Origin of the sequence: Telluribacter sp. (genome assembly GCF_035998675.1) — a bacterium.
In the GTDB taxonomy this organism is placed as follows: Bacteria; Bacteroidota; Bacteroidia; order Cytophagales; family Spirosomataceae; genus Telluribacter.
Window position 1 is genome coordinate 124,824 of sequence record NZ_DASYHI010000019.1, and the last position, 25,786, is coordinate 150,609.

Genomic DNA, 25,786 nt, shown 5'->3' on the forward strand with positions numbered 1-25,786 from the left:
GCTTGCAAATCAGACGGTACCTGCCGTATACTTTTCTAACAGGAACTCCCCGTATGGCCAGCCGTACGGGGACTTTTTGCGTTAAAAAAGCAGGAAAATAGCCAAGCATGGCCGAAGAGTTGTAAATTTGCCCGGTATACTCATCTACTATAAGGTACATAATCAATCTGCTACCATGCTCAATCTTGTTCTGTTTGGCCCTCCGGGCGCCGGGAAAGGTACCCAAAGCGAGAAAATCATCGAAAAGTACAAGCTCGTACACCTTTCCACGGGCGACTTGCTGCGTTCAGAAATCAAGGGCGGTACCGAACTGGGACTAAAAGCCAAAACCCTCATGGACCAGGGCATACTGGTACCCGACGAGGTAGTAATAGGCATGATTGATAATAAACTGCGGGAAAACCGGCAGGCGGCAGGCTTTATATTTGACGGCTTTCCCCGGACGGTCAAGCAGGCCGAAGCGCTGGATGCCCTGTTGCGCAGCTACAACGAGGAAATTACGGTCATGGTAGGACTGGAAGTAGACAACGAAGAACTGACCAAACGCCTGCTGCTGCGCGGAGCTACCTCCGGCCGCCCCGACGACCAGAACGTGGACCTGATCCGGAAGCGCATTCAGGAATATAACGAAAAAACGACCCCCGTCGCCGACTATTACCGCCAGCAGGGCAAGTACGTGGGCGTAGACGGCATTGGCGAAATTGACACTATATTCACCACCGTCTGCCGGGCCATTGAGAAATAACCTGCTGTAGGCTTTATGCTGTAGGCAGTAGGCTTCATTTCGGTTATGAGGAGGTAAAGATATATTCACTTTACTCTTTTTCTTGTTCATTTTTTTCAACAGCATAAAGCATATGGCTTATAGCTTACAGCCGGTAGCTAACAGCTACTGATACACAATATGGCTTCATCAAACTTTATAGATTACGTAAAAATAAACGCCCGTTCCGGAGCCGGAGGGGCGGGATCTGTGCATTTCCGCCGCGAGAAGTACGTGGATAAAGGCGGGCCCGACGGCGGTGACGGCGGACGGGGCGGCCATATAATCCTGCGGGGGAATACCCAACTCTGGACGCTGCTGCACCTGAAGTATACCAAACACGTGAAAGCCGATGCGGGTAAGGCCGGTGAAGGCGGACGGCGGAAGGGGGCGCAGGGGACCGACGTTATCCTGGAAGTACCCTTGGGTACCATAGCCCGGCACGCCGAAACGGGCGAACAACTCCTGGAAATAACCGAAGAAGGACAGGAAGTTATTTTGCTGCCCGGCGGCCGGGGTGGCCTGGGCAATGATCATTTTAAAACCCCTACCAACCAGACCCCCCAGCACGCCCAACCCGGCGAGCCCGGTCAGGAAGCCTGGATAATACTGGAATTAAAAGTACTCGCCGATGTGGGGCTGGTGGGCTTTCCCAACGCCGGTAAATCCACGCTGCTGTCGGTCATTTCGGCCGCCCGGCCCGAAATAGCCTCCTATCCTTTTACGACGCTGGTGCCAAATTTGGGCGTAGTATCTTACCGCGATTTCCGTTCGTTCGTCGTGGCCGACATCCCCGGCATCATTGAAGGCGCCTCGCAGGGTAAGGGACTGGGCCTTAGGTTTTTAAGACACATTGAACGCAACTCCCTGCTTTTGTTTATGGTACCCGCCGACAGTGAAGACATTGGAGCAGAGTACGAGACTTTACTCAACGAACTGAGGCAGTATAACCCCAGCCTGCTCGACAAGCAGCGCCTGCTGGCTATCTCCAAAGTGGACCTGCTGGACGAGGACGAACGAAAACAGATTCCGCAGCAGATACCCGCTGATGTACCTCACCTGCTGATTTCGGCTATTACTCAGGAAGGTATAGAGCCGCTGAAAGACTTGATTTGGAAAACCCTGAATGAATAACTTACCGTTGAATAACTTAATGGAATAAAAGTTGCTTTGCAATCGTTCTAAACCGAGATTTGCTGCGGTAGTACAATCTTGGAAGCCATTGAATTAGATGAAATACACTTTACATTTGCTATTGGTTACATTTGTTTTAAATGTAGCCTTTATTTTGCCGGAAGTTCTTGGTCAGGTTAATATTAAGTACCCCATCAACCGCACCGTTTTTCAAAGAGATAAGAATAATTCAGCTACTATTTATATAGCCGGTAGCTACACCGAAGCGGCAGACCGGGTAGAAGCTCAGCTTATACCTGTTCAGGGGGGGAATAATTCCGGCTGGATCACCATCCAGAACAACCCGCAGGGGGGAGAATTTTACGGCAGTATTGACTGGTCGGGTGGCTGGTATACCCTGGAAGTACGGGTATGGCGCGGGGACCAGGTCGTAGGAGGCAGCTCGGTGTCGCGGGTAGGTGTGGGAGAAGTGTTTCTGATCGCCGGGCAGTCCAACGCGCAGGGGTACCAGGGCTACGGAGGCCCCGGTGCCAACGACGACCGGGTCAATACCATTAACTACTACAACGAAGGCGCGGGCGGGAGTGACCTGCCGTATCCGGAATTTTCGCACCTGAATCAGGACTCCTTTATCGCGCCCCGAGGTAACTCGGCCTGGTCGTGGGGGCGGCTGGGCGACCAGCTGGCCGGGCGACTGGGCGTACCAATTCTGTTTTATAATGTAGGCTGGTATGGTTCGTCGGTTGCCAACTGGCGCGAGAGCATTAATGGCCAGACCTACTCAATATTCAACGGGGCGCCTTATCCTCCGCCCGGTACCGGGATGCCCTTCAGCAACCTGAGGCTGGTAATGCAGTACTACGTCCCTATTACGGGTATCAGGGCCGTGCTGTGGCTGCAGGGGGAGTCCGACACCTACCTGAACACCAGTGCTTCCAACTATGCCAATGACCTGCGTACCATAATTGAACAAAGCCGGAGCCAGTCCGGAAAAAACCTTTCGTGGGTGGTATCCCGTACCTCTTTCTTTCCGTTGGCGGGGGGCACCAGTAGCCAGGTAATACAAGGGCAGAATCAGGTTATTGCCTCGATGCCGAACGTATTTTATGGTCCTGAAACCGATCAGATTATGGAGCGCCGCGATCAGACCCATTTTTCGGATGGTGGACTGGTGCAGTTGGGCGATGCCTGGAGTAATCATCTCAACGATAATTTCTTTGCCCGCTCGGAACCTTACAAGGCTCTGCCGCTACCGAGGGTAACGGTAGCCAATTGTTCTAACGAGAATAATACCCTGACCCTGACCGTGGAAGGCAACTACTCCTCGGTTAACTGGACAAATGGCTCCAACGACCGGACCATTACCGCCGGGCCGGGTACTTTTCGGGTGCGTACGCGGGACGCCGCCGGCAACGTTATGTATTCTCCCGAAATCAGGATTCCCGATAACGTTAGGGCTTTCCAGCCTACTATTTCGCTGGAAGGCCGCAATCCGCTTTGTCAGAATAGCACCGCCGTACTGACGGCCAATACCTCCGGTCGGGTGGTATGGAATACCGGACAAACCGATCAGCGGATAACAATAAGCAATGCCGGCGAGTACTTTGCTACCGTCCGGAACGCCTACGGCTGCCAGGCTACCTCGTCGCGTTTGGCGGTGGGTGTACTCCCTACCCCGCCACCGCCTAAGCCCGCCATTACCATTGCGGCCCCGACGGTCTTTTGCGAAGGAGGCGAAGTAAACCTACAGTCCAATGCCGCCCGGAGTGTCTGGTCCAACGGGGAGCAGGGCAATGTAGTGACCATACGTACCTCCGGCGACTACCGGGTACGCGCCGTTGATGAGCAGGGTTGTTTCTCGGCGGAATCTGACCCGGTAACTGTAAGGGTTAATCCGCTGCCGGCCCAGCCGGTCATTACGGCCAGTAGCAACACCACCTTTTGCCAGGGAGGCAATGTAACGCTTACCTCCAGCTACCCCAGCGGTAACAACTGGTCCAACCAGGCCAATTCGAATTCTATAACGGTAGCGCAATCAGGTACCTTTACCGTACAGGTGCGGGACGCCAACGGCTGCGAAAACACCTCGCGCCCCGTAACGGTGCAGGTAAATCCGCTGCCCGCCGCCCCGACTATTACCCCACTGCGCCCGACTACCTTCTGCGAACGCGACTTTACGACCCTACAGGCCACTGAATCGCACGCTTATCGTTGGAATACCGGCGCTACGGGGCGTAACGTGGATATCCGTACGCCCGGCGACTACTCCCTGACTGTAACCGATATTAACGGCTGTACCTCGCCCGCCTCCGCCGCGACGCGGGTTGTTGTGAACCCGCTGCCCCCCCGGCCTTCCATTACGGCGGCCGGCCCAACTACCTTTTGCGCAGACCTGAGTGTGGTACTGCAGGCCAGCCCGGCCTTCGGCTACCGCTGGAGCCATGGCTCCAGTACCAAAGATGTCTCTGTTTCTAAATCGGCGGAATATACGGTTCAGGCGCTTAATGAGTTCGGCTGCCTCTCTGACCCCTCCAACAGTATCAGCATTACGGCCCTTCCCCTGCCAGCTGCACCCACGGTAAGGGCTCTGGGACCTACAAGTTTCTGCGAAGGCGATCAGGTCACCCTCTCGGCTACCGGCACCGGGCTATTATCCTGGAATTCCGGCGAAACAACCCCTTCCATTTCGGTAAGGCAGTCGGGTACCTACACCGCCCGCGTGCAGGGTACTAATGGTTGCTTTTCGCCCTACGGTCTTTCGATCCTGGTCACCGCCAATCCCCTTCCCCAAAAACCGGTCATAGAACAAATAGGTACCTATACCCTAGAAGCCACCAGCACGCTGGATGCCGAACGTTTTGAATGGACGCGCAACGGTACCGTACTACTGCCAGCGGCCGATGCAGTCATTAAAGCCGAGCAGTCGGGTACCTACTCCGCGCGGGGATTTGTGGTGTACAGCCCTACGCTTACCTGTACCTCCGAAGCCTCCGAACTGTTCCCGTTTGAAGTAGACCTGAGCAACGGCGGATTCAGCATTTATCCTAACCCCAGCCTGGACGGACTCGTTACGTTCGAAACCCTGCAGAACCTCCAGAACGCTACCGTACAGGTGTACGATCTGCGGGGAAATCTGCTGCATACTTTTACGGCGCTGTCTTTTGAAGAGCGTAAAACCGTTGACCTCTCCACGCTGGCCGACGGGGTGTATATTGTGCGGGTAGAGTCCGGTTCTTTCACCGCTATACAAAAAATAATTCTGGCCCGCTAAGCCGGATAGTAACTGTGCGACGCAAAAAGAAAATTGGTGCGTTGTAGCAAAAATAATCTCTTAAATTTGTAGTCGGTTGATGCCGGGTACCCGCCCTTATGGGTGGGTACCCGGCATTGCTCCTGTACTGCCCGTACCGGCAGAAAAATTGATTCAATATTTATTTATATAAATCAAATGTATAAACCCTTTACGTGTGCTGTGTTTCTGAAAACCTGGTTGCTACTACTGTGTATTCCTGTCGTTGTTAGTGCCCAGATCAGGATTACCTCCCCTACCGACAGAGCTGTTTATCAACGCGACGTAACCGGCCAGACGACCATCTCGGTGTCAGGTACTTACTCGCAACCCCTCGACAGAGTTGAGGTACGGGCGGTGCCCGTAGTACCGGGGCAAGGTATCGGTACCGAATGGACTACCCTTCAGAACGCCCCCGGCGGAGGTACTTTCCTGGGCACCCTGCGCCTGCAGGGCGGCTGGTATACCCTCGAAGTGCGGGGCATAGCCAACGAAGCCATAGCAGGCCGAGACGTAGTAGCCCGCATGGGCGTCGGAGAAGTATTTCTGATTGCCGGACAATCCAACGCCCAGGGCCTCCGGGACAACCCCGGACCTTCCGCCACCGACGACCGCGTCAACTACATTGTTTACGACAATACCGTTAATTCCCTCTTTGATCCGCCTGCTCCTACCTTTGCCCAACTTACTTCGGACGCGGTAATTGGCCCCCGGGGACAAACCGCCTGGATGTGGGGACTGCTGGGCGACCGGCTCACCCGGAAACTGAACGTACCGGTTTTGTTCATTAATGCGGCCTGGGACGGCACGGCAGTCAGGAACTGGACCGAAAGCGCCGCCGGCAAACCTACCTCTAACGTATTTGGTGGTTTTAACTATCCGCCCGCCATGCCCTACGCTAACCTGCTCATGGCCACCCGCTATTACGCCAACCTGCTCGGGGCGAGGGCCATTCTGTGGATGCAGGGTGAATCGGATAACTTTGCCAAAACCAGTACGCAGGAGTATGCCCGGGACCTTCAGTTACTAATCAATACACTAAGTGGCGACACCGGCAAACGAATCACCTGGGTGATTGCCCGTACTTCCCGCCTGACCAATACCAGCCCGGCGGTTATTGCCGGTCAGAACCAGGTCATAAACACCCCCTTCAACAGTACCTATCCAGGCCCCGAAACCGACGAGCTGTTTGTACCCCGGCCCGATGGTATTCACTTTTACGGGCTGGAAGGGCTGACCATCCTGGCCAACGCCTGGAACAACAGCCTGAACACTACTTTTTTCTCTACCGTTACGCCGCTGGTACCGGCCGCCTTACCCCCTATCACCACAACCTGCGCCTCCGATAACAGGGCCGTTACCCTCACCCTTCCTGTCGGCTATGCCTCCTACGTATGGAGTACGGGCCAAACCGGCCGGGCTATCACCGTGACTTCGCCGGGTACCTACCGCGCTACGCTGAAAGATGCGAACGGAAATACGATCCTGAGCCCGTCCGTTACAGTTGATAATAACATAAAGCCCCTGACGCCCTCCATTGTGCCGGCGGGGCAGCAGCAGGCCTGCGCTGACTCGGGTTTTGTGTTTTCGGCCTCCGGCGGTACCGATCATTTTCTGTGGAGCAACAACACCACCGGCCTTACTACCCGGGCTTTACAAAACGGCACCTATACCGTACGCGCCCAGAATGTCTTTGGCTGCGTATCTGACGCATCGGCCCCCACCAACCTGACCCTCCGCCCCCGGGTACCTCAGCCTACTGTGGTGCAGTCGGGTCCTTTCAGTATGCAGGCCACCATTCCCGATGCCGCTTTGGCGGTGACTTACGAGTGGAAACGGAATAATCAGTTTCTGAAGCCGGAGTCCGACGTAATTAAAGTAGCGGAAACCGGTAGCTACACCGCCCGGGCCAAGGCCGTGTACAACCTGGGCAGCAGCAACCAGCTTAGCTGTTACTCTTCTTTCTCCGCGCCCGTGGCGTATCTGCCCTCCGAAGGCGATGCCATTGTAATATTCCCCAATCCTACCCGGGGGGGCGTTATTGCCATCGAAACGCGGGAAGACCTGACCAACGCCGAAGTTGCATTTTACAATGTAGACGGCAGCCTGATCCGGACCCAGCAGTTTCCACTTCTGAACCAACGTCGTAGTATTAATGCCGGTACGCTGGCCCCCGGTGTGTACATAGTGCGGGTAAGGGCTCCGGGTGTGGACGTCGCCAAGCGAATTGTAGTAGATTAAGAATTTATGCTATTTACCGAAGGCTCCTGGTTTCAGGAGCCTTTTTTTGTACTTTTTCTGTAAGCAAGACACAAACTCCCGTATTTGGTTGGTAAATTTGCAGGTAGTAATTTTACAGTCAGGTACTATACTTGTCTAAGCAATCGTTAAGAAACGTTTCTTATCCGGAAATTGTTAAGAAACCAAGAACTATGAATACGACTTATCTTCCCTCTGATTTTCTACCCATAGTGGTACAGTTTGGTCTGGCGGCGGCCTTTATTGTGGTGACTATGATTGTAACCCACAAGATTGGTCCCAGTCGCAAGAGCAGCCTGAAAGACGATCCGTTTGAGTGCGGAATTGAAATAAAAGGCGACGCCCGTACTCCGGTGTCGGTCAAGTACTTTCTGGTAGCTATCCTGTTCGTTCTGTTCGACGTGGAGGTTATCTTTATGTATCCCTGGGCGGTTAACTTCCGGAAGCTGGGTATGCTTGGCTTTATTGAGATGTTGCTGTTCATGGCTTTGTTGCTGGCTGGCTTCTACTACATCATCCGCAAGGGTGTACTGAAGTGGGAACAATAGCCGGTTGTTGTTTTACTTGTTGATTTTTTAAATCCAAAATATTATGGAACCTATAAAGATGGTGGAGGCCCCGGACGGGCACAGTGGGGCTGGTTTCTTTGCTACTTCGTTAGATCAGGTCATTGGCCTGGCACGCAGCCACTCGTTGTGGCCGCTGCCGTTTGCCACCTCCTGCTGCGGTATTGAATTTATGGCGACCATGGGCTCGCACTACGATATTGCCCGCTTCGGTTCGGAGCGGCCCAGTTTTTCACCCCGGCAGGCCGACCTGCTGATGGTAATGGGTACCATTGCTAAAAAAATGGCCCCCATTGTAAAACAGGTGTACCTGCAGATGGCCGAGCCACGCTGGGTCATGGCCGTAGGGGCCTGCGCTACCAGCGGTGGTATATTTGATACTTACAGCGTACTTCAGGGCATTGACCGGATTATTCCCGTCGATGTGTACGTACCGGGCTGTCCGCCCCGTCCGGAGCAAATTCTTGAGGGCCTGATGCAGGTGCAGGAACTGACCCGCAACGAGTCGTTGCGTCGTCGTAATTCTGACGAGTACCAACACCTGCTGGAGTCCTATAAAATACAATAACCCACTCTATGCTTAGCAATCAGGAAGTAGCTGAAGAACTGGTAAAGAAGTTCGGCGACAATGTATATGATTTTGAAGAACCGTACGGGCTGCTAACCCTTACCACTACCCGCGAGCAGGTACTACCCCTCATGGAGTACCTGTTTCACCACGACCGTTTTAAGGTCCAGTTTCTGACTGATATTACCGGGGTTCACTATCCGGATGATCCGGGCCAGGAGTTTGCGGTGGTTTACCACCTGCACAGCCTAACCCAGAACTTCCGGGTCCGGCTCAAGGTATTTCTGCCCGAAGCCGATGTTCATATTCCTTCGGCTACGCCGCTATACGCGTCGGCAAACTGGATGGAGCGGGAAACCTACGATTTCTTCGGCATTATCTTTGACGGACATCCGGACCTGCGGCGTATCCTGAATATAGAGGAAATGGACTACTTCCCCATGCGGAAGCAGTACCCGATGGAAGACTCGACGCGTCAGGATAAGACCGACGCGCTCTTTGGCCGATGATCCTACTATCTAATTGAGCAAGTACCATGGCAGATATTGAATTAGTACCTAATAAAAATTACCCGGCCCGGCCCGACCACCCCGAACTGGTGGGCGAGCTGACTACCCTCAACCTGGGGCCTACGCACCCGGCTACCCACGGTATTTTCCAGAACATCCTGCAGATGGACGGAGAAACCATTGTGTCGGGTGAGCAGACCATCGGGTATATACACCGGGCGTTTGAGAAAATAGCCGAGCGCCGCCCTTTTTACCAGATCACCACCCTGACCGACCGGATGAACTACTGTTCGTCGCCTATTAATAATTTCGGCTGGCACATGACGGTAGAAAAGCTGCTGGGTATAGAAGTACCTAAGCGGGCGCAGTACATCCGGGTGATCCTGATGGAGCTGGCCCGTATCAGCGACCACCTGATCTGTAACGGAATTCTGGGGGTGGACAGCGGAGCCTACTCGGGCTTCCTGTACCTGATGGAAAAACGGGAGGAGATTTACGAAATATACGAGGAAATCTGCGGTGCCCGCCTGACAACCAACATGGGCCGTGTGGGCGGTATGGAAAGAGACTTTTCCAACGAGGCGCTCCGGAAAATACGGGAGATGCTAAAAACCCTGCCGCCGGTTCTGAAGGAGTTTGAGAACCTCTTCAACCGTAACCGCATCTTTATGGACCGTACGATCAACGTAGGGCCCATTTCGGCGGAGCGGGCGCTCAGCTACGGTTTTACGGGACCTAACCTGCGGTCTGCCGGGGTTGACTACGACGTACGGGTCATGAATCCCTATTCGTCCTACGAAGATTTTGATTTTATCATTCCCGTGGGCCAGAGTGGCGATACATACGACCGCTTTATGGTACGTAACGAAGAAATGTGGCAGAGCATGAAGATCATCGAGCAGGCCATGAACAACCTGCCCGAGGGACCGTTCTACGCCGACGCGCCGGAGTTTTACCTACCGCCCAAGCAGGAGGTATACCGCAGCATGGAAGCGCTCATCTACCACTTCAAGATTGTGATGGGTGAAATTGACGCGCCCGTGGGTGAAGTATACCACTCGGTAGAAGGCGGCAACGGTGAGCTGGGCTTTTACCTGATCAGCGACGGAGGCCGCACACCGTATCGTCTGCACTTCCGTCGTCCGAGCTTTATCTACTACCAGGCTTTTCCGGAAATGTGTAAGGGAAGTACCCTGTCGGATGCGATCCTGACCATGAGTAGCCTGAACGTAATTGCCGGAGAGCTGGACGCGTAACTTAACCATTGGAATCCTTCTCGCAGAAAGATAATGATCGAAGCACCTAATACAGTAGCATTTACGCCGGAACGTCTGGCCAAAGTACAGGAAATCATTGCCCGCTATCCCGAAGGTCGTCAGAAATCGGCCCTTTTGCCAGTGCTGCACGTAGCTCAGGAGCAGTGGGGCTGGCTGAGCAGTGACGTTATGGACTACGTAGCGGATATTCTGAGCCTGCAACCCATTGAGGTCTACGAAGTAGCTACCTTCTACACCATGTTTCACCTGGAACCCGTCGGTAAGCACGTAATTGAATACTGCCGGACCGGCCCCTGCTGCCTGATGGGCGGGGAGGAAGTGTACGGGTACCTGAAAGAAAAACTGGGCGTGGATGCCGGACAAACTACCGCCGACGGCCTGTTTACGGTGAAGGAAGTAGAGTGCCTGGCTGCCTGCGGCTGGGGACCCGTGTTCCAGGTGCGGGAGAAGTACTACATGAATCTGACCCGGGAGCGGGTTGACGAGATCATTGATGAGTTGAGCAAATAATCGGCTTAGGCTGATACTACTATAAAAATGGCAAAGAAGATCTTAACTGAATATATAAATGTCCCCGGCATCGATACCTTTGAGGTGTACCGCCAACACGGGGGCTATACGGCTGTTGAGAAAGCCTTTAAAACCATGTCCTCCGAGGAGGTAGTGGAAGAGGCAAAGAAATCAGGCGTACGCGGCCGGGGCGGAGCCGGCTTCCCGATGGGAATGAAGTGGGGCTTTCTGGCCAAGCCGGAGGGCGTACCCCGCTACCTGGTTTGTAACGCCGACGAGTCGGAGCCGGGTACCTTTAAGGACCACTACCTGATGAAGATGCTCCCCCACCTGCTGATCGAAGGGATGATCGTGTCGAGCTACGCGCTGGGCGCTAATAAGTCCTTTATCTACGTACGGGGCGAGCTGATGTACGTGATTCAGATTCTGGAAAGAGCGATTGCCGAGGCCAAAGAAAAAGGCTTCCTGGGTAAAAATATTCTGGGAACGGGCTACGACCTGGAACTGGTCGTACAGCCCGGCGGTGGCGCGTACATTTGTGGCGAAGAAACCGCCCTGCTGGAATCGCTGGAAGGAAAGCGTGGTAACCCGCGTAACAAGCCTCCTTTTCCGGCGGTAAAGGGTCTGTACCAAAGCCCTACGGTGGTAAACAACGTGGAGTCCATTGCCAACATGCCCTGGATTATCAACAACGGCGGTGACGCCTACGCGGCCATCGGGGTAGGACGCAGTACCGGTACCAAGCTTATTTCTGCTTCCGGCCACATCAGAAAGCCGGGCGTGTACGAAATTGAATTGGGTATTACGGTGGATGAATTTCTGAATTCAGACGAGTACTGTGGCGGTATCCGTGACGGCCACTACCTGAAAGCGCTGGTAGCCGGAGGTTCGTCAGTACCCATTCTGCCGGCCCATCTGATTACCAAAACCGCCAACGGCGAAGACCGTCTGATGACCTACGAGTCGCTGTCGGACGGAGGGTTCGCTACCGGTACCATGCTGGGGTCGGGCGGATTCATTGTATTTGACGAAACGGCTTGTATCGTGCGTAATACCTGGAATTTCTCCCGCTTTTACCACCACGAATCGTGCGGACAGTGCAGCCCCTGCCGCGAAGGTACCGGCTGGATGGAGAAAGTACTTCACCGCATTGAGCACGGCCACGGCAGCATGCACGACATTGACCTGCTGGTTGATATAGCTAAGAAAATAGAAGGAAATACTATTTGTCCGTTGGGAGACGCGGCCGCCTGGCCCATAGCCAGTGCTATCCGGCATTTCCGTGAAGAGTTTGAATGGCACGTGACCCACCCGCAGGAGGCTACCCGCCCCGGTGCGGTGTATATGGGTGCCGCGGCCCTGGTGTAATTTGAGTTAATTTTGAATGAGAGAAGGCGAGAATGAGTGAATACTAGAAGATTTTTTTATTCACTCAATCACTCACTCAAAATTCAATCATTAATATAAATGGAAGAGACCAAACCAACTTTGTTAAAGATAACGTTCGACGGCATTGAAGTCGAAGTAGAGCCGGGTACCACTATTATGCAGGCGGCCCGGAAAATCGCCGAAGCCGACCGCAGCCAGGATTCCTTGGTGCCCCCGGCTATGTGCTACTACGAGCCCCTGAAAGGGACGGGTGGCAAGTGCCGGGCCTGTCTGGTGAAGGTAGCGCAGGGATCGGCCAAAGACACGCGTCCGATGCCCAAGCTGGTACCTTCCTGCATTACGCAGGTACAGGACGGTATGGTGGTAGAAAATACGACCAATCCGGCCGTACTGGAAGCCCGCAAAGGCGTTGTAGAGTTCCTGCTCATCAACCACCCCCTCGACTGCCCCGTGTGCGATCAGGCCGGTGAGTGTCACCTGCAGGACTTTGCTTATGAGCACGGAGCCGCCAATACCCGCTATGAGGAAGAGCGCCGCACCTTTGACCGGCACGACCTGGGCCCGTACATTCAGTTGCACATGACACGTTGTATCCTGTGCTACCGCTGCGTGTTTACGGCCGACCAGATCACCAATAAGCGTCAGCATGGGGTGCTGAACCGGGGCGACGCCGCCGAAATCAGTACCTATATCGAGAAAGCCATTGATAACGATTTCTCCGGTAACGTCATAGACGTGTGTCCGGTAGGAGCCCTGACCGATAAGACCTACCGCTTCAAGAACCGCGTATGGTTTACGAAGCCCGTCGATGCCCACCGCGACTGCCCTACCTGTAGCGGCAAGGTGACGCTGTGGTACCGGGGCGAAGAGGTAATCAGGGTAACGGCGCGCAAAAACGAGTGGGACGAGGTGAAGGAGTTTATCTGTAACACCTGCCGTTTCGAAAAGAAAAGTACCAGCGACTGGGTTATTGAAGGTCCTACTAAAGTCATGCGCAGCTCGGTGATCTCGGCGAATAAGTACCGCGCGGATGTGGTTAAAAAGCCTGATTTTGCGCTGAAACTGGCGAATTCACAGTACAAGCCCGTAGACGATGACCGCGACTTTGTGACGGATAATGATACCATTCGTCAGTTGAGTATTGAAAATAATGAGAAAGCCAACCACCGTTCGCAGTTGGCCGAGAAAAACTGATTTAACCTATAACCAGCAATCCGGAGGTACCACAGGGCCTCCGGCTGTATACCACCATGGAACTAACCGAGTTCATTATCAAGGGCCTTATTATCCTGGTCATATTTGGACTAACCCTCCTGATTGCCATGTACTCTACCTGGGGTGAGCGGAAAGTCGCCGCTTTCATTCAGGACCGGATTGGCCCTAACCGCGCAGGCTTGTTTGGCATACTACAGCCGCTGGCAGACGCCGGAAAGATGTTCTTCAAGGAAGATTTCATTCCCGCTCAGGCCAACAAATGGCTGTTTATCGCCGGTCCGGCGCTGGCTATGCTTACCGCCCTTATGGCCAGTGCGGTAATACCCTTTGGAAGTACCATCCGGTACGACGGGGTGGAAGTAGCGGTACAGGCGGTGGAAGCTAACATCGGTATCCTGTACATCTTTGGTGTAGTATCGCTGGGGGTATATGGTATCATGATTGGCGGCTGGGCCTCCAACAACAAGTTTTCCCTGCTGGGGGCTATTCGGGCGGCTTCGCAGAACATCAGCTACGAAATAGCCATGGGTATGGCCATTGTAGCCATTCTGATGATGTCCAGCTCGCTGTCTCTGCGTGATATAGTAGCCCAGCAGCACGGCGGTAACTGGAACATCTGGTACCAGCCCCTCGGGTTTATCATTTTTCTGACCTGCGCCTTTGCGGAGTGTAACCGTACGCCTTTTGACCTGCCCGAGTGCGAAACCGAGCTGGTAGGCGGGTACCATACCGAGTACAGCAGTATGAAGCTGGGTTTTTACCTGTTTGCCGAGTACATCAATATGTTTATTTCGTCGGCCGTAATTTCGGCCCTGTACTTTGGCGGCTATAACTACCCCGGTATGGACTGGGTGTATGTACAGCTTACCGATGCCTTTGGTAGCGTGGCCGGCCATAACGTAGCCACCATACTTGGTACGGCGGCGTTCTTTTCCAAAGCGCTGTTCTTCGTATTCTTCTATATGTGGGTACGCTGGACGCTTCCGCGCTTCCGCTACGACCAGCTCATGAACCTGGGCTGGAAGGGATTAATCCCGCTGGCTATTTTAAATATAATCATCACTGGTACGGGAGTACTTTTTCTGGAGCCTTACTTTACGGCCCTGCTGAAGTAATCCCCTACACGGAAAAATATACATTGCCATGCAGTTGACAAATCGCTCTAAGCAAGTTAGTAATAAAGAAATGACGCTGGCCGAAAAAGCCTACCTGCCTGCTATTGCGCAAGGGATGGCGATTACGATCAAGCACTTTTTCAAAAAGAAAGTAACCATTCAGTACCCGGAGGTAAAGCGATACCTGGGCCCCGTGTTCCGGGGGCGCCACATCCTTAAGCGTGACGAGCAGGGACGCGAGCGGTGTACCGCCTGTGGCCTGTGCGCCGTGGCCTGCCCGGCCGAAGCTATCCAAATGGTAGCCGCCGAGCGGGAGAAAGGGGAGGAAAACCTGTACCGCGAGGAGAAGTACGCGGCCGTATACGAAGTAAATATGCTGCGCTGTATCTTCTGCGGACTGTGCGAAGAAGCCTGTCCCAAGCAGGCCGTGTACCTGCGTCACGACGAAATGGTACCCGTCTTTACCGAGCGGGATCAGGTAATCTGGGGTAAGGATGTACTCGTAGAAGATATGAACGATCGCTACAAACGCGAAGCCTGGACCAAAGAAGAAGCCCGCCTGCTGGACGAAAAGAAAGCCCGGGGCGAAGTCTCGGGGGTAGAGCCGCGCGCTATTCCCTGAATCTAACTAATTTTGTATCTTTGCCGCGTGAGCAACCGCCCACTGGAAGTGACCAATACCTGTTTATGAATCCGACGCTGTCTATCTTTTATTTTCTGTCGTTCCTGACTGTACTCAGTGCCCTGATGGTGGTTTTTGCCCGCAGTCCCATTCATAGTGTACTGTACCTGATCCTGACGTTCTTTTGTCTGACGGGCCACTATATTCTGCTGAACGCGCAGTTTCTGGCGGCGGTCAATATCATAGTGTACGCCGGAGCCATCATGGTACTTTTCCTTTTCGTTATCATGTTTCTGAACATGAAGAAGGAGGATGAGGAAGCGAAAACGAACCTGACCAAGATTGCGGCCATGATTGTGGCCGGCACGCTGTTCGTGATTCTGTTCGGCGCGTACCGGAGGTCGGTGGTAGGTACTTACAACCCCTACGAGTACAACTCGCAGGTAGGGATGGTGGAAAGCCTGGGTAGCGTACTCTTCCGGGACTACCTGCTCCCCTTTGAGCTGGCGTCGGTGCTTTTCCTCATTGCCATGACCGGCGCCGTAATGCTGGGCCGGCGCGAAGTGGGAGAGCGTCATTTTTAAATTGACCCCGTACCTGTTTGCTTATAGTTTGCGGGGCTGACCACTTGGTCAGCCCCTTTTTTTGCATTGGGTAGAGACACCCGATCGGGTGTCTCTGCATTATATTTCCTGCCTTTCCTCTTTCCTCCATTCTGCCTTCCGGTCCAAAATCAGATCCGCCCCTTTCTCACCGATCATAATGGCGGTGGCGTTGGTATTACCGGCAATGATACGTGGCATAACGGAGGCGTCTATTACCCGCAGTCCTTCTATACCATGTACCCGAAGTTGGGAATCCACTACCGCCCTTTCGTCATGGCCCATGGTACAGGTACCTACCGGATGGTACACCGTCTCGAGTACCTGCAGGGCGTGCCGCAGAATGCCTTCGTCTGAGCTACGGTCGGGGGGTGTAATGATGTGGGTACGGTAACGAGCCAGAGCCTCGGCTTCCATGACTTCCAGGGCCTTTCGGGTACCTTTTACAAGCGTAACGATATCGTCCTCCTCCGACAGAAAATTGGGCTGAATGAACGGGCTGTCCATAGCATTGGCTGACCGCAACCCTACGTACCCCCGGCTTTTGGGCTTGAGCAGCGTAGGCAGAATGGTAAAGCCGTTGGTATGCGGATAGGTATTCGGATTATAAAAATCAGGTTTGTAATCGTTGCCAATGTGGACCGGCGCGAAGTGAAATTGAAAATCTACCGGATCGGGACTATCCGTAACTTTCAGAAAGGCATTGGCCTCCAGCGGGCTGGTCGTAAATATGCCTTTTTTGAAAAGCGCGTAGTTGAGTAAGCCCAGTACCTGATTCAGGGGCTTGAGGTAGTAGTTGGCGGTACTAACCGACGCCAGCGCACTCACCGACAGAAACAGGTGGTCCTGCAGGTTTTTGCCCACGCCCGGCAGGTGCTTCTTTACCACAATTCCGTGCCGCTTCAGCTCCTCTGCCTCCCCAATTCCCGACAGCATCAGCAACTGGGGCGAGTTGAACGAGCCCGCCGACAGGACTACCTCCCGCCTAGCCCGGGCGGTTTCAGTAGTGTTTTTTCCGGTTAAAAACTCCACTCCCACCGCCCGGTCGTTTTCTATAAGTACCTGTTTGGTATGGGCGTGGGTAATTACTTTCAGGTTAGGCCGGTGCAGCACCGGCTTCAGGAAAGCGGCCGCGGTACTGTGGCGCTTCTGGTTTTTGATGGTAAATTGAAACAGTCCCGCTCCGGTTTGTTCGGCTCCGTTAAAATCGGGGTTGGCCGGAAGCCCCCGCTGCACGCAGGCTTCCACAAATGCGTCGGCTACGGGGGTACGAAACCGCTGAGCGTGGGTTATGTTGAGCGGCCCGCCCTGACCGTGGTAACGGTCAGTAAGCTGCTCGTTATGTTCTGAGCGTTTAAAGTACGGCAGTACCTCCTCGTAGCTCCAGCCCGCATTACCCAGCGCAGCCCATTCGTCGTAGTCGGCGCGGTTGCCCCGGATGTAAGCCATGGCGTTGGTGGAGCTGCATCCGCCCAGGGTCTTGCCGCGCGGCAGATACATCCGCCGGTTCAGGACCTGCGCCTGGGGCTCGGTCTGGTAGGCCCAGTCTACGTCGGTACGGTTAAGTCGGGAGTAAGCCGCCGGTATATGAATCTCCATTTTCGTATCGGGCCCTCCCGCTTCCAGGAGCAGGACCGTCACGGTCGGGTCAGCCGAAAGGCGAAGGGCCAGCACGCAGCCCGCCGAACCCGCCCCAATGATGATGTAGTCGAATTGCATAGGAAGGTTAGAGGTAGGAGTACTTCAAAAGCACAGGTAATCGCTTTAAAATTAGTAGTTTAATTTACTATTTATTCCCTGGAAACTTCTATTTATACGCCAATTTTTTATTCTCTGAAAAAACACCGCTTACTTTAGGTGGTTTTTGAAATGAGCACCTTCACAAAAACGTTTGTGTAGCAGGCACCCACTGGTACTGCACCAGGCAATGAAATACAGTAGCCTTATCTGATGAAGCAAAGACATATTTGGTACATCCTGCTGGCCAACGGGCTGTTTGCCGCCTTAGCCAACCTGCTGTTCCTGATTAACGAAATTCAACACCTGTGGTCGGTACTGTGGCAAAGTCTGCTGCTGGGGGCCATAGTTTATCTATTTCAGATTAGCCTGACCTGGTACCTGGTAAAGAAGTACGCTTCGGACGACTGGCTCGGGCGCCCCTTCGCGGCTTCGGTCTGGGTTACGGCGCTCGGGGCGGGCGTAGGTACCTGGCTGCTCTTTAACGGAATTTACGCGCTTAGGCATTCGGCGAGCCATCCGGCGAGCCTCCTGTTTTCTAACTCCTACGAAAGTCTTCTTCGGTTCCTGTCGGTCTTTCTCCTCAACTCGCTGCCGGGTGCCCTGATCGAGGAGTTCCTGTTCAGGTACCTGCCCGTGCGCTACGCCGAAAGCCGCTCGCTGAGTAAGCCCCGCGCCTGGCTCCTGTATCTGGGCGTACTGGTCCTGTTTGTACTGGTGCACATTCCGGCCTATCTGCTGCGCGACCAGGTACCCCTTTCGTCGCTGTGGAGTCCCTTTACCATGGGTATTGCTTTTTTCTTTGTGTACTATACCACCCGCAGCGTACCTTTTACGGCCCTGTTTCACGCTTTTACCAACAATCCCTGGTTTATCTACGGTCCGCGCGAAAGCACCGACTATTCCATTGTTATTCTGGTGAGTATTGCCTGGTACATAGTTCGTTCGCGGCAAAAGACGGACTACCAGCTCACCCCTCCGGAAGAGGCATACCCGCAGCAAAATCAGGCCTCCTAGCGAATAACGCCCCCGGCACCTCAGTAGAAGGCACGGGTACTCCCTCTTTTATTTTGTACCAATACCAAAGTACCCCAACCCCCTTACCAGTGAATAGAGCATGGTCTTGAAAAGAAAAGTACTGCTGTTTACCACCCTCCTGCTGACTACCTTTGTCTTTCAGGGAATGAACTCTGCCCGAAAAAATCGTACTAAAGTAATTGCCCACCGCGGCGCCTGGAAAAATACCGGAGTCCCCCAAAACTCCCTGGCTTCGTTGCAGCACGCTATCCGGCTGGGGTGCTACGGCAGCGAGTTTGACGTACACATGTCGGCCGACTCGGTACTTGTCATCAACCACGACCATACTATACAGGGGGTAGCCCTCGAAACTACTCCCGCCGCGCAGCTTGCGGCTATTAAACTCAGCAACGGAGAAGCCCTGCCCACGCTGGAAGCCTACCTTAACGCCGGTAAAAAGCAGAAGCAGACGCGGCTTATCCTGGAAATAAAGGCCTCGCAGGTTAGTAAGGAGCGCTCGCTGGCGCTGGCCGAAAAGTGCGTGGAAATGGTACGCAAAACCAAAACCCGCGCCCTGGTCGACTACATCAGCTTCGACTACGATGTATGCAAAAAAGTAAAGGAGCTGGACCCGAAGGCTCAGGTAGCCTACCTCAACGGCGATAAAACCCCCGAACAACTGGCGGCGGATGGCTTCTACGGCCTCGACTACCACCACAGCATCTATAAAAAGAACGAAAACTGGATTAAAGAGGCACAGCAAAAAGGCCTGACCCTGAACGTATGGACGGTCAATGACCAGCCCCTGATGGAGTGGTTTCTGGAACGTAACGTCGACTTTATCACTACCGACCAGCCGGAGCTGCTGCTCGAAATCACCAAAGCCCAGTAGGCGCTTCCTTACTTATACCCCACCCTACTTTAAAAATCAGGTAGAAGGGGGGTACCCTATTCTCTTTCCGGCTGGCAAAGACTGCTTTTGTTTTTCTTAGAAAAAATAACACCCTACCGGTCCGGTAGCTGGTTTTTTCAACTGTTTTAGGGACTTACGTAAGTCTTTTCTAACTTTATTGCTTTAACAAGTACAGCATGTCTGAATTTCAAGCGTACCTCCAGCTAGGATTTGAACATATTACCGACCCCAACGGCTATGACCATATACTATTCGTAGTTGCGTTGTGTACCATTTTTACCTTGCGGGACTGGAAAAAAGTACTTATTCTGGTAACGGCCTTTACCATCGGCCATTCGGTAACACTGGCGCTGGCTACGCTGAATATTGTCAGTATCCGGTCCGATGTCATAGAGCTGCTGATACCGGTTACGATTCTGATCACGGCCTGTATGAATTTTTTTCATCCTACACCCAAAACCACCCTCGTCACCGAAGAAAAGAGCTCGCCCCTGCGCTACCCGCTGGCCCTGCTGTTTGGACTTATCCACGGGCTGGGGTTCTCAACTTACCTGCGGAGTCTGCTGGGGGGTGAGGCCAGTATCTTAGAACCACTGCTGGCGTTTAACGTGGGGCTTGAGCTGGGGCAAATCTTGATTGTATTCATTGCCCTGTTACTCGCCTTTGCCGTAGTGGAGCTTTTTCGGGCCCCCAAACGCAGCTGGAATTACATCGTTTCGGGTATAATTGCCGGTATGGCTCTTTCGTTGATTATTAATAATGAGCTTTTTAGACAATGGACCGGCTCGCCTAACTGATTAACCAGTACATCAATAACCTAATCCAATCAATTTATTTTCAGTCAACCAAACCATGAGAAAACTTCTTGCTTTTGTGGTAGCGTGTATGCTGGCGTCGGGTGCCCAGGCGCAGCGGTTTCCCACCTCGGAGCGGTACAAGGCCAACGACAGCTTTGAGCCGCTGGGTACTACCCTTCCTACTCCCAACACCTACCGCACCGCCTCCGGCGCGCCGGGCCGCGAGTACTGGCAAATGCGGGCCGACTACGATATCAAGGCCGAACTGGACGACCAGAACCAGCGCATTACCGGTACCGAAACCATTACGTTCTTTAACAACTCACCGGACGAGCTGCGCTACCTTTGGCTGCAGCTGGATCAGAATATTTTTGACAAAGGCTCCATAGGAGGTCTCACCAATACGGGCAGCATCAGCCCGAGCGGTTCCTCCCTTAACCGACTGCAAAATCTGAACTCCGGCGGAGGCTCCAACCTGGACCCGAAAAAAGAGTACGGGTACAACATCACCGCCGTTCGTGACAAAGCCGGTAAGCCCCTGCCCTACACCATTAACGGAACCATGATGCGCATAGACCTGCCCGCGCCCCTGAAGCCGGGGGCCAATGTGGTTTTTGGCGTAGACTGGAATTACCTTATCACCGAGTACTACGGCCGCAGTGGCTTTGAGTTCTTTGAGAAAGACGGCAACTACAACTACTTCATTGCGCACTGGTTTCCGCGTATGGCTCCCTACGACGACGTAAATGGCTGGCAGAACAAACAGTTTTTGGGACAGGGCGAGTTCGCGCTGATTTTTGGTAATTACAAAGTAGCCATTACGGCACCCAACGACCACGTGGTAGCCGCCACCGGCGAGTGCCAGAACTACGCGCAGGTACTTACGGCTACGCAGCGCCAACGCCTCAAGAAAGCAGAAACCTCCAAAGTACCCATTGTAATAGTGACGCAGCAGGAAGCCGAGCAGGCTGAAAAAGGCAAGCCAACCGGCAAGAAAACCTGGGTGTACAAAGCCGACAACGTACGGGATTTTGCCTTTGCCAGCAGCCGCAAGTTTATCTGGGATGCCATGCAAACGGATGTGTACGGCAACGGCCGCAAGATCTGGTCCATGTCGTACTACCCCAAGGAGGGTAACCCGCTCTGGGGACAGTACTCTACCCGCGCCGTGGAGCATACATTGAAATCATACGGCAATCGTACCTTTGAGTACCCGTACCCCGTAGCTATCTCCTGCCACGCCGTACCCGGTGGTGGTATGGAGTACCCCATGATCAGCTTCAACGGGGGCCGTCCCGAAGCGGACGGTACCTATACCGAACAGGTAAAATACGGTATGATTGGCGTAATCATTCACGAAGTAGGGCATAACTTCTTCCCGATGATCGTGAACTCCGACGAGCGCCTGTGGACCTGGATGGACGAGGGTTTGAACACCTTTTGCCAGTACCTGGCCGAAAAAGAGTGGGATTACAACTACCCTACCCGCCGCGGCGAACCCCAGCAGATTGTAGACTATATGTCGTCGGACCCCTCGGTACTGTCGCCCATTATGACCATGTCTGACAACGTCATAGGTCTGGGACCTAATGCCTACGCCAAGCCCGCTGCGGCCCTGAACATCCTGCGCGAAACCGTGATGGGCCGGGAGTTATTTGACTATGCTTTTAAGGAGTATTCGAACCGCTGGCGCTTCAAAAGCCCTACCCCCGCCGACTTTTTCCGTACCATGGAAGATGCCTCGGGCGTGGATCTGGACTGGTTCTGGAAGGGCTGGTTCTATGGTGTACAGCCCGTAGATCAGGCGCTGGTAAATGTAGAGTGGTTTAACCTTGATACCCAGAACCCCGACGTAGAAAAAGCCTTGGCCCGCGAAGAAGCCGCCCGCAAAGCCCAAACCATGAGCAAGATTAGGGATGCCCAGACCAAAGACCAGACGGTTGTAGCGCAGGACTCCACCATGCGTGACTTCTACAACAGCTACGACCCTTACAAAGTAACGCCGGCCGACCGCCAGAAGTACCAGGAGTACCTGGCAACACTGTCGCCCGGGGAGCGGGAACTGGCGGAGTCCAACAGCAACTTCTATACCTTGACTCTCAAAAACCAGGGCGGCCTGGTGATGCCGGTGATTGTCCGGATGGAATTTGAAGATGGTACAGACTCCGTAGCCCGCTTCCCCGCCGAAATATGGCGCTTCAACGACCAGCAGGTCCTGAAAGTAATCTCTACCAAAAAGAAGGTAGTGCAGTGGACGCTTGATCCGTTCAATGAAATTGCCGACATAGAAACCGGTAATAACGCTTTCCCGCCGGTTCAGAAGCCGAACCGCTTCCAGCTCTTTAAGCAGCAGCAGCGCCGGGCGCCCAATCCTATGCAGCTCGAGCAGCAGCAGAGCGGTGGAGCCGGTAGGCTGGGGAGTGGAAACAATAACTAAGCAAGAACAACACCCGAGCTGATTTCGTTAAAGAGTCTGTACCTACCCACGGTACAGACTCTTTTTTTGTTTTTACTACCGCAGCGTAGCTTATCCACATGCCAGTACTACGACATTCTTCCTACCCCGGCCCTCCCCGCTACCTCTACAACGGCCATCTGCAGACCATCGTACCCAATGTTTTCCGTAAAGTCAGGGGGCTGGTATACGAGCGGGAGCGTCTGGACCTGCCCGACGGCGACTTTCTGGATCTGGACTGGGTGGACCGGGGCAGTAAACGACTCGTCATTCTGACCCACGGGCTGGAGGGTGACTCCTACCGCTCTTATATGATGGGGGCGGCCAAGTTGTTCGCTCAGCAGGGTTGGGATGCACTGGCCTGGAACTGCCGCTCGTGCAGCGGTGAAATGAACCGCGCTTTCCGGCTCTATAACCACGGAGAGATTGGCGACATCGGGGAGGTTATCCGGCACGCCCTGCGCACCAGGCACTATGAGGAAGTAGCCCTAGTTGGTTTTAGTATGGGCGGTAATATTACGCTGAAGTACCTGGGGGTACACGGCCGGGAAGTGCCGGACGTAATCCGGCGGGGGGTGGCTATCTCGGCCCCTACCGACCTGGGTTCCAGCGCCCGCATTCTCGACAACCCTACCAACCGTTTTTACAAACGCCGCTTCCTGCGCAAATTAACCAAGAAAATACTACAGAAAGCAGAGCTGCACCCGGGCCTGTTGGACATCAGCAAGCTTCGGTCGGTACGGGTATGGCAGGATTTCGACGAAGCTTTTTCGGCCCCGTTGGGCGGCTACCGCGACGCCACCGACTTCTACACCCAGGCCTCGGCCCTGAACTTTATGCCCGGTATAGAAGTACCCGTACTGCTGCTTAACGCCCAGAACGACCCTATACTTACTCCCCAGTGCGCTCCGGCGGCGCTGGCCGAACAGCACCCCCATATTTATCTTGAAACGCCCCGTCTCGGTGGACACGTCAGTTTTATGGTGGCCCGCGATGAGTTTAGCTGGTCAGAAAGGCGGGCCCTGGAGTTCGTCAGCTGCTAAATTATCCCGCCCAAAATGTTATAGATTCCGGCTTTCCTCCTTTTCTTTGCCGGGCAACTTAAAATTAAATCTACTTCTACACACAGTCTTACCTGTTGCCTATGAATATTGTAATCCTCGACGGCTATACCCTCAACCCCGGCGACCTAAGCTGGGAGCCGCTGCACGAATTGGGAAATCTCACCATTTATGACCGCACCTCCCCGGAGCAGGTGGTAGAAAGAAGCCGGGAAGCCAACATAGTTCTGGTCAATAAACAAGTACTTACCCGCGAGCATCTGGCTCAGCTGCCTCAGCTACAGTACATAGGAGTAACGGCTACCGGCTATAACAATGTGGACATAGAAGCGGCCCGTGAACAGGGAATAGTGGTTACGAACGTCAAAGGCTACGGCTCGCCTTCGGTGGCCCAGCACACCTTTGCTCTGCTGCTGGGCCTGGTCAACCACGTAGAGCTGCACAGCCAGAGTGTACACCAGGGCGACTGGACCAATTTACCCGATTTTTGTTACTGGAAAACCCCTCTGGTGGAGTTACACGGAAAAACAATGGGGCTAATCGGGCTGGGAGATATTGGAACGCAGGTAGCCGGAATTGCCCTGGCTTTTGGAATGAAGGTACTGGTACACCGCAAAAACCCTTCCCAGACCGACCAACCGGAGATTCAGAACGTTAGCCTGGACGAACTCTTCCGGCGCAGCGATGTAATAAGTCTGCACTGCCCGCTGACCGACGAAACCCGTGAAATCATTAACAAAGATTCGCTGTCACTCATGAAGCCTACGGCCTACCTGCTCAATACCGGCCGGGGACCGTTAATTCAGGAAGCCGAGCTGGCGGCGGCACTCCGGAACGGACAGATCGCGGGTGCGGGACTGGACGTACTTTCTACCGAACCCCCTCCGGCGGATAACCCGTTGCTTTCGGCTCCTAACTGCCTGATTACTCCCCATATTGCCTGGGCCATTTTTGAAGCCCGGCAAAGGTTACTGCAGCTGGCCGTCGAAAACATCCGTTTCTACCAGCAGGGTACCCCCCGGAACGTAGTGAGTTAGCTAAACGCTGACAAAGCTGATCAGGTCCTCAATTTTGTTGATGATGATAACGTTGTCGTGGGTCTGGATATCCTGCCCCACGACCTGATAACCGGTTATCAGAATGGTAGACTCGGGAAAGCGCGCGGCCAGGGCATCCACGTAGGGTTGGACGTCGCTGTTGCACGGGGCCGACGTAATCGCGGTGAAAATATAGTCGGGCTTATGGATGTCGTAGGCAAACTCCAGTTCACTGTAGGGCAGGCTTTGTCCCAGATAAATAACCAGATTGTGCCGGGCCCGGATAATGTAGTTGGCAAACAGGAGACTGATTTCGTGCAGCTCGCCTTCGGGCAGGTACAGCAGGTACTTTCGGGAGGTGGGTTTTTGCTTTACTACCTGTCCGTCAATAGCTACGATTATCTTCTGCCGGACCAGATTCGTAATAAAGTGCTCCTGCGCGGGACCGATGGACCCGGTTACCCAGAGGGTACCAATGCGGCTCAGGAAGGGGTATATAACATTGGCCATAGTACTCTCAAACCCGAACTGGAGAATATTAGTACCAATGATTTTCTCAAAGCGTTCTTCGTCCAGATCTATCATCGAGATAGTCAGGGCGTGAATCTGGTCGGGATAGTTGAGTTTGCGGTCGGAGATGGCTACTACTTCGCTGCTCATCTCTTCAAAACTCATCTTGGCTATTTCCGAAATCTTATAGCCATGGTCTTTCAGCAGGGAAATGTTCAGTACCAGCTTCAGATCCTGGTCGTCGTACAGCCGGATATTGGTATCGGTACGCTTGGGAGTAATAATGTTGTACCGCTGTTCCCAGATGCGCAGGGTATGGGCTTTTATACCCGAAAGCTGTTCAAGATCACGAATGGAATAGTTGCTCATAATTCAGCGGAAGAGGGCTTGTATAAAGACGACATAGAGCTTTGTTGGACCAGGTTGTAAGTAAAGCATCGC

22 protein-coding genes are annotated in these 25,786 nt (G+C 53.7%); 20 read left to right on the forward strand and 2 right to left on the reverse strand.

All coding sequences use genetic code 11. The features are described from left to right. Window positions 1–175 precede the first annotated feature (175 nt). The 14 genes from VGN67_RS12805 (at window position 176) to VGN67_RS12870 (ending at window position 15,800) form a co-directional block, all read left to right on the forward strand. On the forward strand, window positions 176–745 hold the full coding sequence (locus VGN67_RS12805; protein WP_327487238.1) for an adenylate kinase: 570 nt from the start codon (window positions 176–178) through the stop codon (window positions 743–745). A 159-nt stretch (window positions 746–904) separates the two neighbouring features. Next, window positions 905–1,897, forward strand: coding sequence for a GTPase ObgE (obgE, locus tag VGN67_RS12810; RefSeq protein WP_327487239.1), 993 nt, complete (start codon window positions 905–907; stop codon window positions 1,895–1,897). Between the two features lie 154 nt (window positions 1,898–2,051). Then, window positions 2,052–5,168, forward strand: coding sequence for a T9SS type A sorting domain-containing protein (locus VGN67_RS12815; RefSeq protein WP_327487240.1), 3,117 nt, complete (start codon window positions 2,052–2,054; stop codon window positions 5,166–5,168). 201 nt (window positions 5,169–5,369) lie between these two features. Then, on the forward strand, window positions 5,370–7,427 hold the full coding sequence (locus VGN67_RS12820; protein ID WP_327487241.1) for a sialate O-acetylesterase: 2,058 nt from the start codon (window positions 5,370–5,372) through the stop codon (window positions 7,425–7,427). Window positions 7,428–7,618: 191 nt separating this feature from the next. Continuing rightward, complete coding sequence (locus VGN67_RS12825; protein WP_327487242.1) at window positions 7,619–7,993, forward strand: NADH-quinone oxidoreductase subunit A; 375 nt, start codon at window positions 7,619–7,621, stop codon at window positions 7,991–7,993. Window positions 7,994–8,036: 43 nt separating this feature from the next. Next, entirely contained in the window at window positions 8,037–8,579 is a 543-nt protein-coding gene (locus VGN67_RS12830) for an NADH-quinone oxidoreductase subunit B (RefSeq protein ID WP_327487243.1), read from the forward strand. 8 nt (window positions 8,580–8,587) lie between these two features. Further along, window positions 8,588–9,088 (forward strand): NADH-quinone oxidoreductase subunit C, encoded by a 501-nt coding sequence (locus VGN67_RS12835; RefSeq protein WP_327487244.1) that lies wholly within the window; start codon window positions 8,588–8,590, stop codon window positions 9,086–9,088. Between the two features lie 26 nt (window positions 9,089–9,114). Continuing rightward, complete coding sequence (nuoD, locus tag VGN67_RS12840) at window positions 9,115–10,344, forward strand: NADH dehydrogenase (quinone) subunit D (RefSeq protein ID WP_327487245.1); 1,230 nt, start codon at window positions 9,115–9,117, stop codon at window positions 10,342–10,344. Between the two features lie 33 nt (window positions 10,345–10,377). Beyond that, window positions 10,378–10,875 (forward strand): NAD(P)H-dependent oxidoreductase subunit E, encoded by a 498-nt coding sequence (locus tag VGN67_RS12845; RefSeq protein ID WP_327487246.1) that lies wholly within the window; start codon window positions 10,378–10,380, stop codon window positions 10,873–10,875. A 27-nt stretch (window positions 10,876–10,902) separates the two neighbouring features. Continuing rightward, window positions 10,903–12,243: an NADH-quinone oxidoreductase subunit NuoF gene (gene nuoF, locus VGN67_RS12850; RefSeq protein ID WP_327487247.1), complete on the forward strand. Its 1,341-nt coding sequence runs from the start codon at window positions 10,903–10,905 to the stop codon at window positions 12,241–12,243. A 99-nt stretch (window positions 12,244–12,342) separates the two neighbouring features. Further along, window positions 12,343–13,458: a 2Fe-2S iron-sulfur cluster-binding protein gene (locus VGN67_RS12855; protein ID WP_327487248.1), complete on the forward strand. Its 1,116-nt coding sequence runs from the start codon at window positions 12,343–12,345 to the stop codon at window positions 13,456–13,458. A gap of 56 nt (window positions 13,459–13,514) precedes the next feature. Then, on the forward strand, window positions 13,515–14,594 hold the full coding sequence (gene nuoH / locus VGN67_RS12860; RefSeq protein WP_327487249.1) for an NADH-quinone oxidoreductase subunit NuoH: 1,080 nt from the start codon (window positions 13,515–13,517) through the stop codon (window positions 14,592–14,594). A 28-nt stretch (window positions 14,595–14,622) separates the two neighbouring features. Further along, on the forward strand, window positions 14,623–15,216 hold the full coding sequence (locus VGN67_RS12865; protein ID WP_327487250.1) for an NADH-quinone oxidoreductase subunit I: 594 nt from the start codon (window positions 14,623–14,625) through the stop codon (window positions 15,214–15,216). A gap of 65 nt (window positions 15,217–15,281) precedes the next feature. Then, a complete protein-coding gene (locus VGN67_RS12870) occupies window positions 15,282–15,800 on the forward strand; it encodes an NADH-quinone oxidoreductase subunit J (RefSeq protein WP_327487251.1) in 519 nt (172 codons plus the stop codon). A 99-nt stretch (window positions 15,801–15,899) separates the two neighbouring features. Here VGN67_RS12870 and VGN67_RS12875 read toward each other — a convergent pair whose 3' ends face one another. Continuing rightward, window positions 15,900–17,537, reverse strand: a complete 1,638-nt coding sequence (locus VGN67_RS12875) for a GMC family oxidoreductase (RefSeq protein WP_327487252.1) — start codon at window positions 17,535–17,537, stop codon at window positions 15,900–15,902. Between the two features lie 231 nt (window positions 17,538–17,768). On the opposite strand from VGN67_RS12875, the gene VGN67_RS12880 reads away from it, so the two are divergent. The 6 genes from VGN67_RS12880 (at window position 17,769) to VGN67_RS12905 (ending at window position 24,835) form a co-directional block, all read left to right on the forward strand. Then, a complete protein-coding gene (locus VGN67_RS12880; RefSeq protein ID WP_327487253.1) occupies window positions 17,769–18,572 on the forward strand; it encodes a type II CAAX prenyl endopeptidase Rce1 family protein in 804 nt (267 codons plus the stop codon). Window positions 18,573–18,678: 106 nt separating this feature from the next. After that, complete coding sequence (locus VGN67_RS12885; protein WP_327487254.1) at window positions 18,679–19,464, forward strand: glycerophosphodiester phosphodiesterase; 786 nt, start codon at window positions 18,679–18,681, stop codon at window positions 19,462–19,464. A gap of 197 nt (window positions 19,465–19,661) precedes the next feature. After that, window positions 19,662–20,282: a HupE/UreJ family protein gene (locus VGN67_RS12890; protein WP_327487255.1), complete on the forward strand. Its 621-nt coding sequence runs from the start codon at window positions 19,662–19,664 to the stop codon at window positions 20,280–20,282. A 55-nt stretch (window positions 20,283–20,337) separates the two neighbouring features. Continuing rightward, the gene (locus VGN67_RS12895; protein WP_327487256.1) at window positions 20,338–22,719 is read left to right on the forward strand and encodes a M1 family metallopeptidase; all 2,382 of its coding nucleotides are present in this window, start codon (window positions 20,338–20,340) and stop codon (window positions 22,717–22,719) included. Between the two features lie 98 nt (window positions 22,720–22,817). Continuing rightward, window positions 22,818–23,780: a YheT family hydrolase gene (locus VGN67_RS12900; protein WP_327487257.1), complete on the forward strand. Its 963-nt coding sequence runs from the start codon at window positions 22,818–22,820 to the stop codon at window positions 23,778–23,780. Window positions 23,781–23,881: 101 nt separating this feature from the next. Next, a complete protein-coding gene (locus VGN67_RS12905; RefSeq protein WP_327487258.1) occupies window positions 23,882–24,835 on the forward strand; it encodes a D-2-hydroxyacid dehydrogenase in 954 nt (317 codons plus the stop codon). Here VGN67_RS12905 and VGN67_RS12910 read toward each other — a convergent pair whose 3' ends face one another. Further along, window positions 24,836–25,714: a MerR family transcriptional regulator gene (locus tag VGN67_RS12910; RefSeq protein WP_327487259.1), complete on the reverse strand. Its 879-nt coding sequence runs from the start codon at window positions 25,712–25,714 to the stop codon at window positions 24,836–24,838. Window positions 25,715–25,786: the final 72 nt, after the last annotated feature.

Excerpts from the sequence above, each read along its gene's own strand:
- VGN67_RS12880 (WP_327487253.1), top strand. The coding sequence starts at position 17,769 with ATGAAGCAAAGACATATTTGGTACATCCTGCTGGCCAACGGGCTGTTT.
- obgE (WP_327487239.1), top strand. The coding sequence starts at position 905 with ATGGCTTCATCAAACTTTATAGATTACGTAAAAATAAACGCCCGTTCC.
- VGN67_RS12825 (WP_327487242.1), top strand. The coding sequence starts at position 7,619 with ATGAATACGACTTATCTTCCCTCTGATTTTCTACCCATAGTGGTACAG.
- VGN67_RS12845 (WP_327487246.1), top strand. The coding sequence starts at position 10,378 with ATGATCGAAGCACCTAATACAGTAGCATTTACGCCGGAACGTCTGGCC.
- VGN67_RS12900 (WP_327487257.1), top strand. The coding sequence starts at position 22,818 with ATGCCAGTACTACGACATTCTTCCTACCCCGGCCCTCCCCGCTACCTC.
- VGN67_RS12895 (WP_327487256.1), top strand. The coding sequence starts at position 20,338 with ATGAGAAAACTTCTTGCTTTTGTGGTAGCGTGTATGCTGGCGTCGGGT.
- VGN67_RS12875 (WP_327487252.1), bottom strand. The coding sequence starts at position 17,537 with ATGCAATTCGACTACATCATCATTGGGGCGGGTTCGGCGGGCTGCGTG.
- VGN67_RS12905 (WP_327487258.1), top strand. The coding sequence starts at position 23,882 with ATGAATATTGTAATCCTCGACGGCTATACCCTCAACCCCGGCGACCTA.
- VGN67_RS12805 (WP_327487238.1), top strand. The coding sequence starts at position 176 with ATGCTCAATCTTGTTCTGTTTGGCCCTCCGGGCGCCGGGAAAGGTACC.
- VGN67_RS12830 (WP_327487243.1), top strand. The coding sequence starts at position 8,037 with ATGGAACCTATAAAGATGGTGGAGGCCCCGGACGGGCACAGTGGGGCT.
- VGN67_RS12865 (WP_327487250.1), top strand. The coding sequence starts at position 14,623 with ATGCAGTTGACAAATCGCTCTAAGCAAGTTAGTAATAAAGAAATGACG.
- nuoH (WP_327487249.1), top strand. The coding sequence starts at position 13,515 with ATGGAACTAACCGAGTTCATTATCAAGGGCCTTATTATCCTGGTCATA.
- nuoF (WP_327487247.1), top strand. The coding sequence starts at position 10,903 with ATGGCAAAGAAGATCTTAACTGAATATATAAATGTCCCCGGCATCGAT.
- nuoD (WP_327487245.1), top strand. The coding sequence starts at position 9,115 with ATGGCAGATATTGAATTAGTACCTAATAAAAATTACCCGGCCCGGCCC.
- VGN67_RS12870 (WP_327487251.1), top strand. The coding sequence starts at position 15,282 with ATGAATCCGACGCTGTCTATCTTTTATTTTCTGTCGTTCCTGACTGTA.
- VGN67_RS12910 (WP_327487259.1), bottom strand. The coding sequence starts at position 25,714 with ATGAGCAACTATTCCATTCGTGATCTTGAACAGCTTTCGGGTATAAAA.
- VGN67_RS12855 (WP_327487248.1), top strand. The coding sequence starts at position 12,343 with ATGGAAGAGACCAAACCAACTTTGTTAAAGATAACGTTCGACGGCATT.
- VGN67_RS12890 (WP_327487255.1), top strand. The coding sequence starts at position 19,662 with ATGTCTGAATTTCAAGCGTACCTCCAGCTAGGATTTGAACATATTACC.
- VGN67_RS12835 (WP_327487244.1), top strand. The coding sequence starts at position 8,588 with ATGCTTAGCAATCAGGAAGTAGCTGAAGAACTGGTAAAGAAGTTCGGC.